The sequence below is a fragment of the Pseudomonas sp. C5pp genome (assembly GCF_000814065.1).
Taxonomy (GTDB): domain Bacteria; phylum Pseudomonadota; class Gammaproteobacteria; order Pseudomonadales; family Pseudomonadaceae; genus Aquipseudomonas; species Aquipseudomonas asiatica.
In genome coordinates, this window is sequence record NZ_JWLN01000046.1 from 18,897 (window position 1) to 34,810 (window position 15,914).

The 15,914-nt window shown below is 58.1% G+C and carries 10 protein-coding genes and 3 pseudogenes; 7 read left to right on the plus strand and 6 right to left on the minus strand.

The features are described from left to right. Positions 1–25: 25 nt before the first annotated feature. Positions 26–680 (plus strand): annotated as a pseudogene (locus tag RR51_RS29745) (IS3 family transposase); the annotation flags it as partial. A 45-nt stretch (positions 681–725) separates the two neighbouring features. Here the strand turns inward: RR51_RS29745 and RR51_RS26045 are convergent. The 3 genes from RR51_RS26045 to tnpB all read right to left on the minus strand — a co-directional run bounded on the left by RR51_RS26045 (position 726) and on the right by tnpB (position 2,964). Further along, positions 726–986 carry a DUF6429 family protein gene (locus RR51_RS26045; protein WP_039615169.1) on the minus strand — a complete coding sequence of 87 codons (261 nt, stop codon included), beginning with the start codon at positions 984–986 and terminating at the stop codon, positions 726–728. 67 nt (positions 987–1,053) lie between these two features. Further along, positions 1,054–2,586 (minus strand): IS66 family transposase, encoded by a 1,533-nt coding sequence (tnpC, locus tag RR51_RS26050; protein WP_039615157.1) that lies wholly within the window; start codon positions 2,584–2,586, stop codon positions 1,054–1,056. An 18-nt stretch (positions 2,587–2,604) separates the two neighbouring features. Next, positions 2,605–2,964, minus strand: a complete 360-nt coding sequence (gene tnpB / locus RR51_RS26055) for an IS66 family insertion sequence element accessory protein TnpB (RefSeq protein WP_039615158.1) — start codon at positions 2,962–2,964, stop codon at positions 2,605–2,607. A gap of 780 nt (positions 2,965–3,744) precedes the next feature. On the opposite strand from tnpB, the gene RR51_RS26060 reads away from it, so the two are divergent. After that, positions 3,745–4,761 (plus strand): reverse transcriptase domain-containing protein, encoded by a 1,017-nt coding sequence (locus RR51_RS26060; protein ID WP_442961547.1) that lies wholly within the window; start codon positions 3,745–3,747, stop codon positions 4,759–4,761. 69 nt (positions 4,762–4,830) lie between these two features. On the opposite strand, the pseudogene RR51_RS29750 reads toward RR51_RS26060, so the two are convergent. Further along, positions 4,831–5,055, minus strand: a pseudogene (locus RR51_RS29750) (hypothetical protein); the annotation flags it as partial. Between the two features lie 183 nt (positions 5,056–5,238). Here RR51_RS29750 and RR51_RS26065 point away from each other — a divergent pair. The 4 genes from RR51_RS26065 to RR51_RS28620 are packed head-to-tail and all read left to right on the plus strand — an operon-like array spanning position 5,239 to position 13,057. Next, the gene (locus RR51_RS26065) at positions 5,239–6,489 is read left to right on the plus strand and encodes an alpha/beta hydrolase (protein WP_039615159.1); all 1,251 of its coding nucleotides are present in this window, start codon (positions 5,239–5,241) and stop codon (positions 6,487–6,489) included. 2 nt (positions 6,490–6,491) lie between these two features. After that, the gene (locus tag RR51_RS26070) at positions 6,492–8,429 is read left to right on the plus strand and encodes a caspase family protein (protein ID WP_039615160.1); all 1,938 of its coding nucleotides are present in this window, start codon (positions 6,492–6,494) and stop codon (positions 8,427–8,429) included. Continuing rightward, entirely contained in the window at positions 8,426–9,415 is a 990-nt protein-coding gene (locus tag RR51_RS26075) for an AAA family ATPase (RefSeq protein WP_039615161.1), read from the plus strand. The genes RR51_RS26070 and RR51_RS26075 overlap by 4 nt, the downstream gene beginning before the upstream one ends. A 6-nt stretch (positions 9,416–9,421) precedes the next feature. Next, entirely contained in the window at positions 9,422–13,057 is a 3,636-nt protein-coding gene (locus RR51_RS28620; protein WP_052261118.1) for an SAV_2336 N-terminal domain-related protein, read from the plus strand. A gap of 789 nt (positions 13,058–13,846) precedes the next feature. Here the strand turns inward: RR51_RS28620 and RR51_RS31350 are convergent. Further along, positions 13,847–14,512, minus strand: a pseudogene (locus RR51_RS31350) (tyrosine-type recombinase/integrase); the annotation flags it as partial. 152 nt (positions 14,513–14,664) lie between these two features. Here RR51_RS31350 and RR51_RS26090 point away from each other — a divergent pair. Beyond that, entirely contained in the window at positions 14,665–15,489 is an 825-nt protein-coding gene (locus RR51_RS26090) for an HNH endonuclease (RefSeq protein WP_039615162.1), read from the plus strand. A 92-nt stretch (positions 15,490–15,581) separates the two neighbouring features. On the opposite strand, the gene RR51_RS26095 is transcribed toward RR51_RS26090, so the two are convergent. Continuing rightward, a complete protein-coding gene (locus RR51_RS26095; protein ID WP_039615163.1) occupies positions 15,582–15,845 on the minus strand; it encodes a DUF3077 domain-containing protein in 264 nt (87 codons plus the stop codon). Positions 15,846–15,914 lie beyond the last annotated feature (69 nt).

The window sequence follows — 15,914 nt, forward strand, 5'->3', positions numbered from 1 at the left end:
TAATGAGGCCCAAATAGGAGGTGCCATGAGTCGTCAGCGTTACCCCGAAGAATTCAAGATCGAAGCGGTCAAGCAAGTGACCGAAAAAGGCAAACCTGTGGCCGATGTCGCCCAGCGCCTAGGCATGTCTGTGCACAGCCTCTACGCCTGGATCAAGGTCTACAGCAAGCCCCAAGAGCAGGGTCAGCAAGATGACGATCAGCAGGCCGAACTTCGCAAACTACGCGCTGAACTCAAGCGCGTGACTGAAGAGCGAGAGATCTTAAAAAAGGCCGCCGCGTACTTTGCCAAGGAGTGCGGCTGAAGTACGCCTTCATCAAGAAGCACTCGACTGATTATCCGGTGCGGCGACTTTGCCAAACCCTCAAGGTGCACCCCAGCGGCTACTACGCCTGGCTGGCCGAGCCTCAATCTGCCCGAGTAAAAGAAGATCAACGTGTGCTTGGTTTGATCAAGCACGCTTGGCTGGAAAGCGGAGGTGTATACGGCTACCGCAAAATCCACGATGACCTGCGTGAGCTGGGAGAGGAATGCGGTCGAAATCGAGTCGGGCGTTTGATGCAGGTGGAGGGGCTGCGTTCGCAAGCGGGCTATCGGCGGCGCCCAGGGTTTATGGTGGAAAGCCAACAGTGGCCTCGCCCGACCACCTCGCGCGGCAGTTCAAGGTCAGTGAGCCAAACGTAAGCGATCCATAAACCCCACCCGTTACATGAAGGACGGGGAAATCAGGTATTCGAGTCGGGCACCTTCCCCGCTTGAGTCTTTAACCCGAACAACTGGTCAGCTAGCTGTCGGCCTCGCTCCAGCCCCTCCGCCGTCAACCAGATGGATTTGTTTCTATTAACTGGATCACTGATGAAACCCCGTTCATGCAGTCGATTCATGATCTCGAAGTCAAATCCTTTCCACGCGTTACCTTTGTCGGAGCTATAGGCTGCCAACAAGGCAAGCACTGCGTCTTCAATCAGTTTTTCGTCGTATTCCATGGTCGTTACCCCGCTCTTATCCTTCAAGCGCTTCGTAGGCCCCATCTGACCCACGATGGAGGAGCACTTAACTATGTATTTTAGGCGTGCAATTCCACGGCAGCAGCGCTTCGTAGTCTTCCACGGAGGACGCCTGCGGCAGGCGTTCCAGTGCGTGGCGCAGCCACGCATAGGGCTCTTGACCGTTGGCTTTGGCCGTCTCGACCAGGCTGTAAAGTTGCGCACTGGCCGTCGCCCCTCTGGGCGTGTCACTGAACAACCAGTTCTTTCTGCCGATGACAAACGGGCGGATCGCACGTTCGGCTGCGTTGTTGTCGATCGGTAAGCAGCCGTGCTCGACGTAGCGTTCCAACTTGCTCCAGTTGCTGGCCAAGTAGCCGATGGCCTTGCCCAAGGCATTCTGCGTCGTGACCTGAGGTTGCGTTTTCTCTGCCCAGCTTTTCAGTTGAGCCAGCAATGGCAGACTGCGCTCCATGCGAGCAGCCTTACGATCTTCATCGCTGCCGTCCTTAAGGTCGCGTTCGATGCCATACAGCTTGTTGATCAAATTCAGGGCGATGTCTGCGCGCCCGGTTTTACCCTTGGGCTGCACTTTCTGCGCTTCGACGAACTTGCGGCGTGCGTGCGCCCAACAGCCCAATCGCTCCACGCCGTCCTGCGCGGTCAGCGCGTTGTAACCGGCGTAGTCGTCGGTCATGACATAGCCGCGATAGCCATCCAACAGGCGCGTCGGCACCTCCTGCGCTCGGCTGGTGGCGTAGTCGAAAAGGATCACCGGGCGATCAGGTGGGCCGCCGGTTTGTACCCACATCCAGGATTGGCTGCTGGGCTCACGACCCGGCTCTTTCAACACCTGCACACGTGTTTCGTCACAGTGGATGATCCGACTGCTCAACAGGCTTTCGCGCATCAGATTCAGCAGCGGTTGGAAGTGCTCGCTGCATTGAATCACCCAGCGTGCCAAGGTTTGGCGCGAGATATCGATACCGTGGCGCCCCAACACTTTTTCGAAGCGATGAAGCGGCAAGCCGTCTACGTACTTGGTGGTGAGCAGCATGGCCAGCACACTCGGGCTAGCCATGCTCTTCTCGATCACCTGGGCAGGCTTGTCCGCCGTTACGGGCGCTGACTCGCAGTTGCGGCAGCCATACACCTTGCGAACATGTTTGATGACGCGAATCTGCATCGGGACGATTTCAAGCTGTTCGCTGACCTCTTCACCAATGGCATGTTTGCGGCAGCCACAAGCGCACGTCAGCTCATGCTCGGGCAGTTCGTGGACAACCTCGATACGCGGCAAATCAGCCGGCAGTGGTTTGCGTTTACCACGGCGCTTGGTCGGCGCAACGACTTCTTCATCGCCAGCCTCATCCAAGGGTTCTGCCAGGCTTTCCGCTTCGTCGAAGAGCGGCAACTGTGGCGTCGCCGCATCGCCTGTCTGCTCGGTCTTGCGCCCGAACAGGCGCTGGCGCAACAGCGCAACTTCCTCTTCGAGATGAACGATCTTGCCCTTGTCGGACGCGCGCTCGTTGATCATCTGCTCAAGCAGTTGCTTGAGCAGAACAGGATCGTCAGGGAGGTCTTCGGGCATGGAAATCATGCCGCGGATTATACCGAATCAGGCGACATATCGAGGCGTCAAAACCTGATGCGGACGGTTGCGCCAGAGGTCGAAGCCGTCGATTAGCCAGTTCAGTTCCTGAACGGTCAGTACGATGGCCACGTCAGTCGGATCGGGTGAGGTTTTGAACCGTTCGGAGTCCAGGCGTTTGAGCCAGAGGCAGAAGCCGTTGCGTTCCCAGTACAAGATCTTCACGCGGTTGCGCGGCTTGTTGAGGAAGATGAAAAGCACCGGGTCGAACACCGCCACTTTGATATCGAGTTCGACCAGCGCAGCCAGGCCATCGATGGACTTTCGGAAGTCGACGGGCTTGGGGTAGAGGTACACTTTTTCGACTTTGGCGTCGGGTCGCATCATGGTCGGCGAACTCCAGAAGGAAATCGGGAGCACAGCATCGGGGATCAGGTAAGCGCTTTGAGTGTGGGGTTCATGTTGCGCTTAGTGCGCCAGCCAAGCTGGCAGTTGATATAGGGTGAAAGTCCCTACGAGAGAAGTTATGGCGAAACACCTCGACCCCGAGTCATGCGCTGTGCACCGTGAGGTGTACGGTGAAGCGTTGACAGGGGAAACCAGCAGGCCAGCCATTGAGCCGCGAAATCATGAGTCCAGGGCGCCGACGCTGTTATGCGAAGCGGAAGGCCACAGTGTGCATGGCGATAATCGCAAACCATGTATCACGCCCTGCGCGGTCGTAGACCCTGAGCATGCTGGGAAGTCAACTGTACGGAAGCTGGGAGATCTCATCCGTGTCTGGTCGTGACAAGCCAGACGGGGCAGGAAAGGCCACAAGCCAAAAGCTTGCCGTCTACGCGGATGAGAAGTCGGATAACTCCGTAGTACCTGAGAAGTTGTCGAACAATGGGTTTTGCTCAGCGGAGACGATGGAGGAAAGGGAGTTAGCCAAGGGGAACAGTGATCAGCCTTCCGTATCCCGGACGCAGAGCCGGACAAGTGCGTTGTCAGGATTGCTCGCTGTACGTCAAGCCGCCCGGCGGGATCGCCGGGTAACACGACAAAGTTCACAGCGGCCGCTACCGCGCCTAGCCTGTTCGGCGGGTGTTTATCCCAAAGACAGATGGCAGTGAGCGTCCGCTGGGCGTAACCGCTTTGTAAGACAAGATCGTCCAGACTGCAGTCGTGCAAGTGCTCAACGCAATTTATGAGCAAAACTTTCTCGGACTCTCGTATGGGTTTCGCTCAGGTCGAGGGCAACACGATGCATTGGATGCGTTATCGGTAGGAATACAGAACTCACGTGTTCGTTGGATACTGGACGTGGATATTCGAGCGTTCTTTGACACCATTGATCAAGAGTGGATGATGTACTTCCTGCAACACCGAATTGCGGATAGACGAATGTTAGCGCTGATAGCTCGATGGTTGAGCACTGGTGTTCTCGAAAATGGAAAACGTATTCCTGCGAAGCAGGGCACGCCGCAAGGTGCGCCCATTTCACCGTTGCTTGCCAACATCTACCTGCATTACGTGATGGACTTGTGGACCAGGCAATGGCGCTGGCGCACTGCACGAGGTCAGATGATTGCCATACGGTACGCAGACGACAGTGTGCTTGGGTTTGAAAAGCATGAAGATGCTTGGAGTTTTCGCCATGCCTTGGAAACTCGGCTTGCTCAGTTCAACCTGATACTACATCCAGAGAAAACACGTTTGCTACGGTTTGGCTGGTTCGCGATCGAAGATCGCAGGAAGCGCGGAGAAGGAAAGCCGGAAACTTTCGATTTTCTCGGGTTCACGCATATCTGTGATCAAACCAAGAACGGGATGTTTGTGGTTAGACGCGTGACCATCACCAAACGTATGAGAGCGACAATCAGGGAGATAAGGGCGCAGTTATACAAGCGCAGGCATGAGCCAGTCCCGATAATCGGACAGTGGTTGAGCCGTCTGTTTAAAGGTTACTGCAACTACTATCACGTACCCGGTAATACACGGCGACTGGACGCCTTTCGCCGTGAAGTGGTCGATGCGTGGAGGCATGCCCTTAAACGGCGGAGTCAACGACACCGACTGAATTGGGAGCGCATGACTGCGCTGGCCCGACTGTTAATACCCTATCCAAGAGGGCTACCAATGCATCCGCATCCCATAGACTGCTTCGACGTCAAAACCCAAGGCAGGAGCCGTATGCGGTAATTCTGCACGTACGGATCTGTGCGGGGGGTGGCAAGTGACTGCCATTCCTACCGCGACCAATAGACAGAACACCCGGCCCTGGTTGTCTGCGTTCAACTTGCGCAAGGTCTACACACAGCTGCCAGCACACCCTGTAGCCGCGGCAGCGCGTAATTCCAGCATCTCCAGCAGGGCCGCCGTATAGAGCCGCAGGGTGGCGAAGTTCTCGCCGACCAGGTGCTGGTGATCGAAGCCCTCAGTCCGGGCCAGTAGTTCGGCCTCGGTGAATTCGTCCCAGGGAATCACCGCCTCGATGGTGTCGTTGCGAGCGGCTCTGCAAAACGATGCTATACCCCCATACAGCGATCTTTTATTTCCCCTCCCATTCGGACATCATGTTGAGATGGCGATGTGCCTGGGTTGAGGCTGGCCTTCGCAAGCACCCGTCGAGCAATGCGGCAATGACCTAACAGGTTCAATGCATCCAGGGGAAGGAAGATGAAAATACTATTTGTGCACGGAACAGGTGTGCGTCAGCCTGCATTCGATGCGACCTTTGAATCAGTTCAGATGAACGTAGCGCATTTTCTTCCAACGGCATCCGTCGTGCCCTGCTACTGGGGACATCTAGGTAGTGATCTGGGCAAGGGGCTTTCGGTGCCCTTGTATGATCAATCCAAAAGTCTGGTGGTCACCGAAAAAGAGAATGATGCGCCTGAACGTTGGGCACTGCTCTATGACGACCCACTGATCGAGTTGCGCCTACTGGCTTCCCGCTCGGCTGCCAAGCCTGCTTTGACCTTTGGTACAACACCGGTATCAATGCTGCGCGATTCACTTTCTGTACTACGTGAGCGAATTGACGATGGCGCCTGGCCGGATATACGGCTTTCGCGGCTTGCAAGTGCGCTCAGTGCCATCGAGGCAGTTTCGGCATTCTCCGGTCTCGACGCCGCGATCAATGCGGGCGTGGCCTTAGAGCCTGAGCAAGGGCTAGATACCGTGCGGTTGATAATCGCCCGGGCGCTCACCAGCGGCTGGATTGTTGAACAGATGAACGCTGGCATCCCCGCCGTGCCCGCCGATGTGCGTGACAGCGTTCTGGGAGCCGCCTTCGAAATGCTTGGCGGCAGCAGGGCACAGACCAAGGGGATGCTTGGTGACTTCATCAAGACATTGACGAAGCCGCTGGCCGCAGTGGTCAGTGCCGTTGTGGTGGATCCGCTCTGGCAGGCTGCGGCGGCTGGTGGTCGTGCGTACCGCCGGTCGATCGCGCAAGGTGCAACACCGGGGGTTGGCGACATCCTGCTGTATCAGGCCAAGGGTGAAAAAATACGCGCCTTCATTGAGCAGACCATCGAAGTTGTGTCGAAACCTACCGGAGAACCGGTGATATTGCTGGCGCACAGCCTGGGCGGAATCGCGTGCATCGATTTGTTGATTGCGAGCGCACAGCCGAATATCCGAGGTGTCATCACGGTCGGTTCTCAGGCGCCGTTCCTCTACGAAATTGGTGCGCTGACCCAGTTGGAGGCACCTTCCAAGCTCCCTGGCCACATGCCGCCATGGTTAAATATCTACGACCAGGACGACCTTCTGTCATTCAAGGCGCTGCCGATCATGACGGGCGGAAATGGCATCACCGATCGGGAAGTCCGCAGTCATCAACCTTTTCCGGCGGCGCATGGGGCTTACTGGAATAACGTGCGGGTCTGGGAAGAAATCAAGTCATTTCTGGAAACGGTATAGCAATGAAACTGGGGGCAGGAAAAAACACCTTCGCCATACTGATCGGCATCGAGCGGTATGGCGACCCCGGTTGGACGCTTAACGCGCCAGCGATGGATGCGTTGCGCATGGCCCAATACCTGCTGACGCATGGCGTTCCCGGTGCGCACATTCATCTCTACATAAATGAGGACTCGCGGATTAGCGAAGCGCTTGCCGCCGAGCGCAACGCTCTCAAGGCAGCGCTCATGGCCGCCGGTGCGCGCTTGAACGGAGCACCGACTCGAGCGGTTCTGGACGCTGCGCTTGATCCTACGAAACTTCCACCATTGCCGGACACCCCGGACAAGACCCTCATCGTCTACTCTAGTGGGCACGGCGTATGGCACGGGGGGCAAGCGCAGGAGCGTTATCTGCTTACCGAGGATGCCGCCACGCAACCCTACGATGCAATCAACCTGACTTCGGTGGCCAATCGGTTCGTGCATCACGTGGACGGTAACCGCTTCGCCAGGCAGTGGTGGATTCAGGACACCTGCGCGAAGGAAATCGAGCTGTTTCAGATGAGAGCGCTTGCGATAACTAATGCAGGTACGGAGAGGCCCCGCAATCAGCAAGTCATATTGAGTGCGTCGAAGCCAGGTGCTGCGGTGACCAACGACCCCGTGCGTCAATCCAGCGCGTTTACCGCTGCGCTGCTTGAGCTACTTGCCTCTTATGAGTCCCTAGACGAGCTGGACCTCAGTCACCTAGTGGCAGCCCTAAATTGCTCGTCGTGGGCTCAAAGCGATACATCACGGCTGCTGCACGTGGATGAATCCATGCAGCGCTGTATCTCGGTGCCGGGCTGTCCGACCATGTCCCTGCCGGCCTTGGCTGCATTGGCGTCAATTATTAACGGTAGCGCAAAGATAACTTCAGAGTTGCTGGGGGCTGTGGCGAGTAGGTTCCTCAACGGCTCCTCCGTCGTCCCGGCTGGCGTGATGCCTTTGCTCTACATGCTGGACTCGGTGGTCGGCGAGGCCAATTACGATTTGACGACTGTCGAACAGTTTGTACTCAGGTTGTTTACAGTGCTGGAGCAAATTCGTCAGCAGTCCAGTGATCCGAGCTGGGACTCTGATATCCAGGCCGTTGAACGGTGGATAGGCGACTGGCCGCGAAGTCACGCCAGTCCGGCGGTAAACCAGCGACTGATGGAGTTGCGAAACGACAATCAGGTAATGGCACTCTCGGATGTCATCGTGATTGATCTGAGTGGTGGGTTGGACGTTGAGGAAACACGTGTATGGTTTTACAACGGTGACCAGATTGAAGGTGGCGCTTATCGTACCCCGGAGGCCACGCTTACTGAGCGTCTGCGCTCGGTTCTGATGCAGATATACGGAGGCTTCGGGCCATTTGGAAACACGGTGTTCGAGGTCGTGCTGCCAGCCGACCGAATCTTCGAGCCCTACGCCGGGCTTGAATTTCACACAAGCGACAAGCATTCCTATTTCCTTGGCAAACCACCCGCCTTACTGGCGTTGAGAGTCTTGGAGCGATGGCAGGACCGCAGCTGGCAACGTCCTTGGCAACAAAGCTGGAAGAGCGCCGGCATCACCCACGATAGGGTTCCGCGCATGGTCTGGTTACAGTCGGAGACTTCGGTTACCGAGCAAGGTTGGTCCTGGCATGGCACGACCAGCCTGGAAACCGACAGGCATGTCATCGAACGCTCGCTGCGTCAGGGGGTTGCATGCGCGGCGTGGTGTGGGCCTGAACATATGGAACGAGTGACCAATATCGTCCAAGGCGAACCGTATGTGCGCCTGCGCAACACGCAAGTCGACCTAGCGGCACTCAAAACCCAAGAGTGCAACGGCGTGACCTGCATCGTGGACACCCCTGACCGAATTCCACCCGGTGCTGGCGGTGTCTCCAGCGGTCTATATCAACCTTCCGTAAGGACGAGCACATGACTCAGTGGCGAATTTTTTCAGGTGAAAGCGAGCCCTCGGATACTTCGTTCCCCGAGGCGCCACCATGGCGCAGATTTGCCCGACCGGCGAATGACAAGTTCAACAGCGTGGGCGATATCGACTATTCGGCCCGCTACTGGGAGCGCGCCCGGGCGTACCAGACGCCTAAAGATATTCTTGATGCGGTAAATGCCGCGTTGGTCCTGCGTCGTCCTCTGCTGGTGACCGGCCCACCCGGCACGGGCAAGAGCTCACTGATCTACCGCGTTGCCTATGAGTTGAAGCTCGGGCCTGTGCTGGTGTGGCCGGTGAATTCGAGGTCCACACTGGACAATGGATTGTACGACTATGACGCTATTGGCCGGCTACGCGACAAGGAAGCGCATGCTGATACCGCCGTCGATATCGGTGAGTACATCAGGCTCCGGGCACTCGGCACCGCGTTGCTGCCCTCCGAACGCCCACGAGCCTTGCTGATCGATGAGCTCGACAAAGCCGACCCGGACCTGCCCAACGACTTACTCAATGCGCTGGAGGAGGGCTGGTTCGAAATTCCTGAATTGCAGCGCCAGAAAAACCGGGAGGTCGCGGTCAGGATTGCCTCCTCGGCGGGAGACGCAGAGACATCGGGCGCAACGGCCGCGATGGCGACCATCACAGAGGGGCGAGTCCAGTGTTACGAATTTCCCTTCATCGTGATGACCAGCAACGACGAACGTGAGTTTCCTGCGGCGTTCCTGCGACGCTGTATCCGGGTCGAACTGAAGGCGCCGGGGGTGGAGCAGTTGGCGCAGATCGTAGGGGCCCACGTAGGGCCTGAGGTCGCTGAGCGTGCGCAGGCGTACATCGAGCGCTTCGCCAGCAGCAACCAGCCCCGTGCGACGGATCAACTGCTCAACGCCGCCTACCTGGTGCATCGGGTGAGCGGCGGTGAGACTGAAGACTCGCAACGCTTGTATGAGATGCTGACCAATCCCGCGAGCTGATCGAACATGCTCAACAGTCTGATTGACGCATTGCTGCAGGACGGAGTCGCGCTCGACTACAAGAGCCTGGCGGATACGTTGTGGCTGGCGAATGCCATGGGCATCGTGCAGGAACAGGCTCCCGCCAGCGCAGCGCCCAAGGGTGCCGATCCCGGCTGGGAGACTACCAGTGAGAACGCGCCAGCGTCTGCCAAGCCCGAGCCGCTCGTAATTCCGCCTACTGGCTATGGCACGTTGCAGGCGGCCCCTCGCAATGTAGAGAAGGCCTTGCTCAAGCCTGCCTCCGCTCGCGCCGAGGGGGGGGGAACAGCCAAGCTGGGGGCGTTGCCCACACTTGCGGACCGCCCAGGTTTCAAGCGTGCGGTCAAGCCCTTCCTGGCGCAGCATCGCCAGGCATCCGCAAGGTTGGATGAGCGCTTGACCCTTGATCGCCTGACCGACGAGGGCCCTCATGCCCTGAAGCCAGTGTACCTGCCGGGGTCGCGCCGCTCCTTGCGCCTGAGCGTGATCCGCGAGCGTCACGGTACCAACGCGCTATGGACCCAGCCGCTGGATGAACTGACAGCGCTTTTTCGCGCTCAGGGCACGTTCAAGCAGCAACGGGAGTGGACCTTGGCCGAGGATGACGCGACGTCCGATGGGCTATCTCCTGCCGTAGCCCTGACTGAACTCGACCGGCTGGGACGCCCGCTCGGTGCTTCGCGTAAGGCCGACAAGATCAAATGGTGGCCGGGTGAAATACTGTTGCTCGCCAGTGACTTTACCTCGGCTGGATGGCGTAATGGCAGCTACCTGAAGTTATTGCGGGCCATGGCCGTACAACAACCAATTGTCTTGTTGCACACATTGCCCGTAAGCCTGTGGTCGCGCAGCTGGACCGGCACCCCGGATGCTTGGGTCAGCAGTGCCCAGCCTTTGATTGCCACCCGGGCGATGGAGGTGCACGTGCGGCTGCAGGGCCAGGCGGCGGTACGAGACGACAGCCGCCTGGCGATCCCCCTGATCGAGTTCGCGTCCGCGCCGTTGAAGGCGTGGGCCAAAGGTGTGATGGGGGGGGCAGGACGCATTCCGGCCATACTGCTGGATGAACGAGAACCGGAGTCGCATGACTCAATCCCGGTCTCTGGTGTGATGGATGCGAAGTTATTGACCATGCAGTTCCGCATGGCCTCATCTCCAATGGCGCGTTCTCTAGCCCAACACCTGTCGGTCACGGCGCCCCTGAGCTTTCCGGTGATGCGTTGGGTCCAGCAGGCGACACTGCCCGAATCCCAGACCTCGCACCTGGTTGAATTCGTTCTGGGTGGTTTGCTCGAAGCGTTGCCTTGCGTATCCGGCACTCCTGCCGATGAGGTCATCTATGACTTTGTCGAAGGGGTAAGGCCGATACTTCAGCAAGGCATGCCGAAGGCGCTGGGGCTGGATATCCAGATGCAAGTCGGCCGTTATCTGGAAAAAAAGTACGGCGAGCACCTGGACATGCGCGCGGTGGTGGAAACCTGGAGTGAGGAGCAGATACGCCAGCTTTCGCCCGAGCAACAATCCTTTGCCGAGGTGTCCCGGGCGTTTCTCGAGCGCATCGGCCTGCGCCCACGCAGTACGGCGGAGGGGATGTCAGTCGAGGAGCGCGAGACGGTGGTACCAGCCGAACAGGCTGCCCGGCCTGAGGCGTCGCTCAAGGCCGATGCAGGCTCACCGCCGTCCCTTGACCGTGTACGTACGCTGCGCGAGCCGATCCTGGACCTGCGATGGTCGCCTTCCGGTGAGGACTGGCTGGTGATGCGCATGGCCTCCGCCATCGATGTATGGCAACCGGCGCACGAAGCGGCTGGCATGACCATTCGTCGACACCAGGGCATCGACTATTATCAGGAACCTGTCATTACGCTGCTTTGGTGGGCACCTGGCGAGCTACCGGATGACAACGTGAACCTAGCGGCGGTCAAGACCATCGTCAGGAGGGTTACCGACGCCTTGAGCGAAAGCCTTTCGGCACGCCTGCGCGTGCGTCGTCTATCGAGCCCCTCAGTATTGGCGCATCGGCGTTTCAACACGCAGGCGTTGATCGTGTTCCAGACCGAGGGTTACCTGGAGTGGGCAGACGAACACTATGAGCAGTTCAAGGCGATAAACGATTTCGCCCAGCGAAAGGATGTGGTTTCCACCTGCGTGGTGCTGGGAGCTCAACAATCCGCTCATCTAGGTATAGGCAGCCAGGTCCGCATCAGGGAGCGTTTCAACTTGAAGTCGGCGGGCCAATTTGAGTCCCAGGTCTGGCGCGAATTGGGAACGATGGTGAGTGATTTGCGTGAGCGCTTACTGCGGCGTTTTCCGCAGTCATACAAGATGATGCGCTTGACCGCAGCTTCGTGGTTATCAGCCAACCAGTTGGCTGTTGCCGAGTTCGACGGCACATTCACCCGTGTTCAAGCGTTGAAGGTCGAGGACTTTGGGCAACGAAATGCCGTTGACAGCGAGCTGCTGGCGCTTCATCCGGGTGACGTACCTTTGACCCAGCTGTTCAGGTCTCCCGCTGCCCTTTCATCCGATGCTGACAGTGAGTCGCCAAAAGGTCCCTTCTTCGGTGTGGATGCCGATGGCGCGACCTTTATGAAAGATGGCGATGCCCTGCGTGAAGTCATTCCAGGGGCAGGCTTGCCCCGACGGCCCGTGCTGTCTGTCGACTCGACACGCTGGTGGGTGACGGGCGAGGGGGCCAACCTGATCACGGCATTGGAGGGGGGCAAACCGCCGCAGGTGGACGTGCCACTCTTGCCGGGGCGGGGAGGGCAACTGGAGGACGACCTGCAGGCGCTGCTGCACGATCAGGTGCTTGTGGCCTGGGCCCGTGACGACATGGTGTTTGCCATCACCGCGGCGGGCTTGCTGCATTACGGCTCCCTGTACGACTTGCCGGGCCGGCGTCGCAAGACGCGCCGCCCACTGGATCAGGATCCGCTGAACCTCCATGGGATACTGCGCGGTGCGAGTGTCAGTGCGGATGGTCGCCGCTTCGTCACGGTAACGGCCTCCGGGCGTCTGGACCTTTGGGAAACGGAGGGGTTCAAGCGATTGAACAGTTGGCAGGTGATGAAGGGCATTTCGCAAGTCAGGCGTGTCAGTGTGGCGTTGTCGGCCACCGGGCAGCGGATCGCCTTCGCCAATGGTAAGAGCGTCAGAGTGATCGACGAACCTGTGGTTACGAGCCGAGATGAACCGTGGGTGCGTCAGGTATTGTGGGTGGACGATCGGCCATGGAACAATGAAAACGTCCGCCGGCTGTTGGCATCAAAGGCTATTTCTTGCACCTTGGCGCTGGACACCGCCGAGGCGTTGAGGCTACTGGAGACGCGTCGTTTCGTTGCGATCGTTTCCGACATGGGGCGGGTGGAGGGGCCGACGGAAGGCTATCGACTGCTTGAGGCCATACGCGAACGAAGGAACACGACGCCTTACTTCATTTACGCCGGGTCCGACTCGCCAGAACACCGTGAGCAGGCGCTGACGCGGGGCGCCCAGGGGTCATCGAACAATCCGTTCACACTTTTCGCGTGGATCACCGATCAGGTTGACAAGGCATCGGGCCTGAGCCAAGTTCGTTCCTCGTTCAGTGGGCGCCCCGCCCCTCTGCAACCGGACTAAACTTAAACTCTGGGCCTGCCCTGCTTCCACGTCGGGCAGGCCCTCATCATCTATCCAACCACCGCAGCTGGACCGGAAACCCCTCGCCGACGGTGGCCTCTTGCAGAGGAGGGCAGGCCATGGACGGGGAGTCCGCGGAATTGGGAAATTATCGTACGCTAAGCCTCTAACGTGCGAATCGCCCCTGGTGGTGTAGGCACATCGCCCGGCTGCTTTTGGCCGATTCTGTTGAAAAGTTGGACGTGGTTCCACGGTAGAAAAGTACGCGTTTGAGATTGAAATCCTTACCTTTAGTAGAGGCTACCCGGGTTTGGATTTCACGTAGCAGCGAGCATAGAAGGCGTTTTCACCGATCGATATGCGGGCAGCTCGGGTAAACCGACTCTTTTAACAGAGTTGGCCGGTTGCAGTCCTTCAGTGCTTGGCTGAAGCACTCGCGCTGAGTGGCACCCGCTGACACCCATCAACTGCAGACGACTGGTCAGCGCGAATGCAAATGAATGGTCAAGTCGGATGCAAACGACTGGTCAGCGGCAACTCAATTAGGTGGTCAAATGAAATGCAATTACGCATAGCCCATACGAGCGGGAATGCGGAGCCTTCCCGCTCGTATGGGCTTAGTCGAAAAGGCCCCAAGAGCGAGGCTTGCAGCGGCGACAGTCGCTACTTCTGTCGCCATACTGCAGACCAGGTATTACGCGGATTGTCGCCGGTGTCGCCGCTGTCGCCAAATCAACCATCACTCCATCTGTGGAGTCATTCTCGGTACAGGCGGCGTCCGGTGAGCCCTCAGCGTATCGGCACGGCGTTTTGGTCCCTGCTTTGATTGATAGCAGATACCGACAGGCTGCCGGCGGCCGCCTTCTGAATATGCTCACTCCGCTAGGCCATCATCGGACGCCGGCGTTCGATGTAGTCCGCCCGGTTGTAGGCACTACGGACTTCATCCTTGTCGACATGCGCCAGCGCGACTTCGATGAGCTCCGGATCCCTCCCATGCTCTTCAGGATGGTGCTGGCCATGGAGCGAATGCCGTGGCTCACCAAGCGGTCCTGGAAGCCCATGCGTTTCAACACCGTGTTGGCGGTCTGGCTATTGGCGTGGGTGCGCGGGTTTCTATCTGCTGGAAACACGGCCGCAGTAGGGTTTGAGTGTCTCTAGCAGCCCGAGCGCCCGTTTGGTCAGCGGGATGGTGTGCGGACGACGCTTTTTCATGCGCTCCGGCGGGGTGGTTCAGATGCGTTTGGCGGCGAAGTCGATGTCTGTCCATCGGGTGGTAGCCGCTTCGGCAGGGCGGGTCATGGTGTGCAGTTGCCATTCGATCAGGCAGCGGGTGATCCGCTTGATGCTGGCGTTCGCGATTTTGATCATGAGCTCGGAAAGCTCATAGGGTCGTAGTGCGGCCATGTTCTCTTTTTTCTTCTTGAACACCGCCCGGAGGCCACTGAGAGGAATGCTGTGGGTAACGGCAGACCCCAACAGCAATTTCGGCGGTGTAGGGCATGGCCAGACTCATAACCTCCGGGAATTGGGTCAACTTCTCATTATGTCGTAGGAAATTTCCTCTTTTTTGATAGGCTTTTGCCATCAGTCGAGAGGAAAGTGATATGCCCGTCGTCATCGTTGAAAACGACACATCGCAGTGGGAAGACGAGACAGGTGCTGTCTATCACTTCCCCAAGCGCTACCAAGCCTGGCTCGCGCAGGGAACCGAGGTGATCTACTACAAAGGGCGCATCAAGGACAAAGCCTTTGCTTCCGTCCGCCTCAGCACCGATCCGCATTATTTTGGTAAGGCACGTATAGGTCAGGTCTACGCTGACCGGAGGAGCGATAAGGGTGATCTGTTTGCTCTGATCGAAAACTTCACGCCGTTTGAAGACGCTGTCCCCTCGAAAATTGACGGCGAGTACCTGGAGACTATCCCCGCCAGCCGTAGGAGCAACTACTGGCGTGATGGCGTTCGGCCAATTTCTCAATCCGATTACGATGCCATCTTAAGCCATGCGACGCTCCTGCCTTCGCGTGCTGACGCGGCTGTACCGGATACGGAAGACGACCCACTTACCTTTGAATCGGCCAGTGAAGGCAGCAAAACAAGCTACTTTGGAACCCGTTACGAGCGTCGGAAAGATTTGAGAGTGAAGGCCATCGCCATCCACGGGCTTGACTGCAAGGCATGCGGGTTTGATTTCGAACAGGCATACGGCGAACACGCGAAGGGCTTCATTCACGTTCATCACGTAGTACCGATTTCGGAGTTTGGTGGGGAGAAGGCAGTGAATCCTGAGACAGACCTCGTGACGTTGTGCGCCAACTGTCACGCGGTTGTCCATCGCAAGAAAGATAAGACCCTGAGTGTTGACGAGTTGAAAGGAATGTTGCGCGGCCGATGGGTAATCGAGTCCCATAGACAGCTAAGCGCACGCTAGCTTTACCTGGCTGTGAAAGTCGGGGCAGCTGGAGCGCCTTCAAAACGGGGCTGGATTTAGGTTCTGAAGGCATCCAGTAAGGGAAGGGCAATTCAGCGCATCATGCCCAGCTCGGCATCATCCATCAGTGCCTTCGCCAATGCGCAGAGGTAATGCGATGCCCAGATCAGCTGAGGTTTGTCTTCCATCAAGCCGTCCAGGGTCATATCCCGTGCATAGCCCATAAGCTCCGAGGCTTGTTCGCGGGCGCTCTGGCAGGGGATGCCTGCTTCGATGCGGAACAGCGGATGGGTCTGGTTTTCACCTTGGTAGAAGGTGGTTTTGCCGACGGTGAATTTGGTTTCTTCTGTGGCCATTGTTCAGTCTTCCCGAAATCTCTAGTGCCTGGTCTGGCCTCATCGCCGGCAAGCCAGCTCCCACAAATT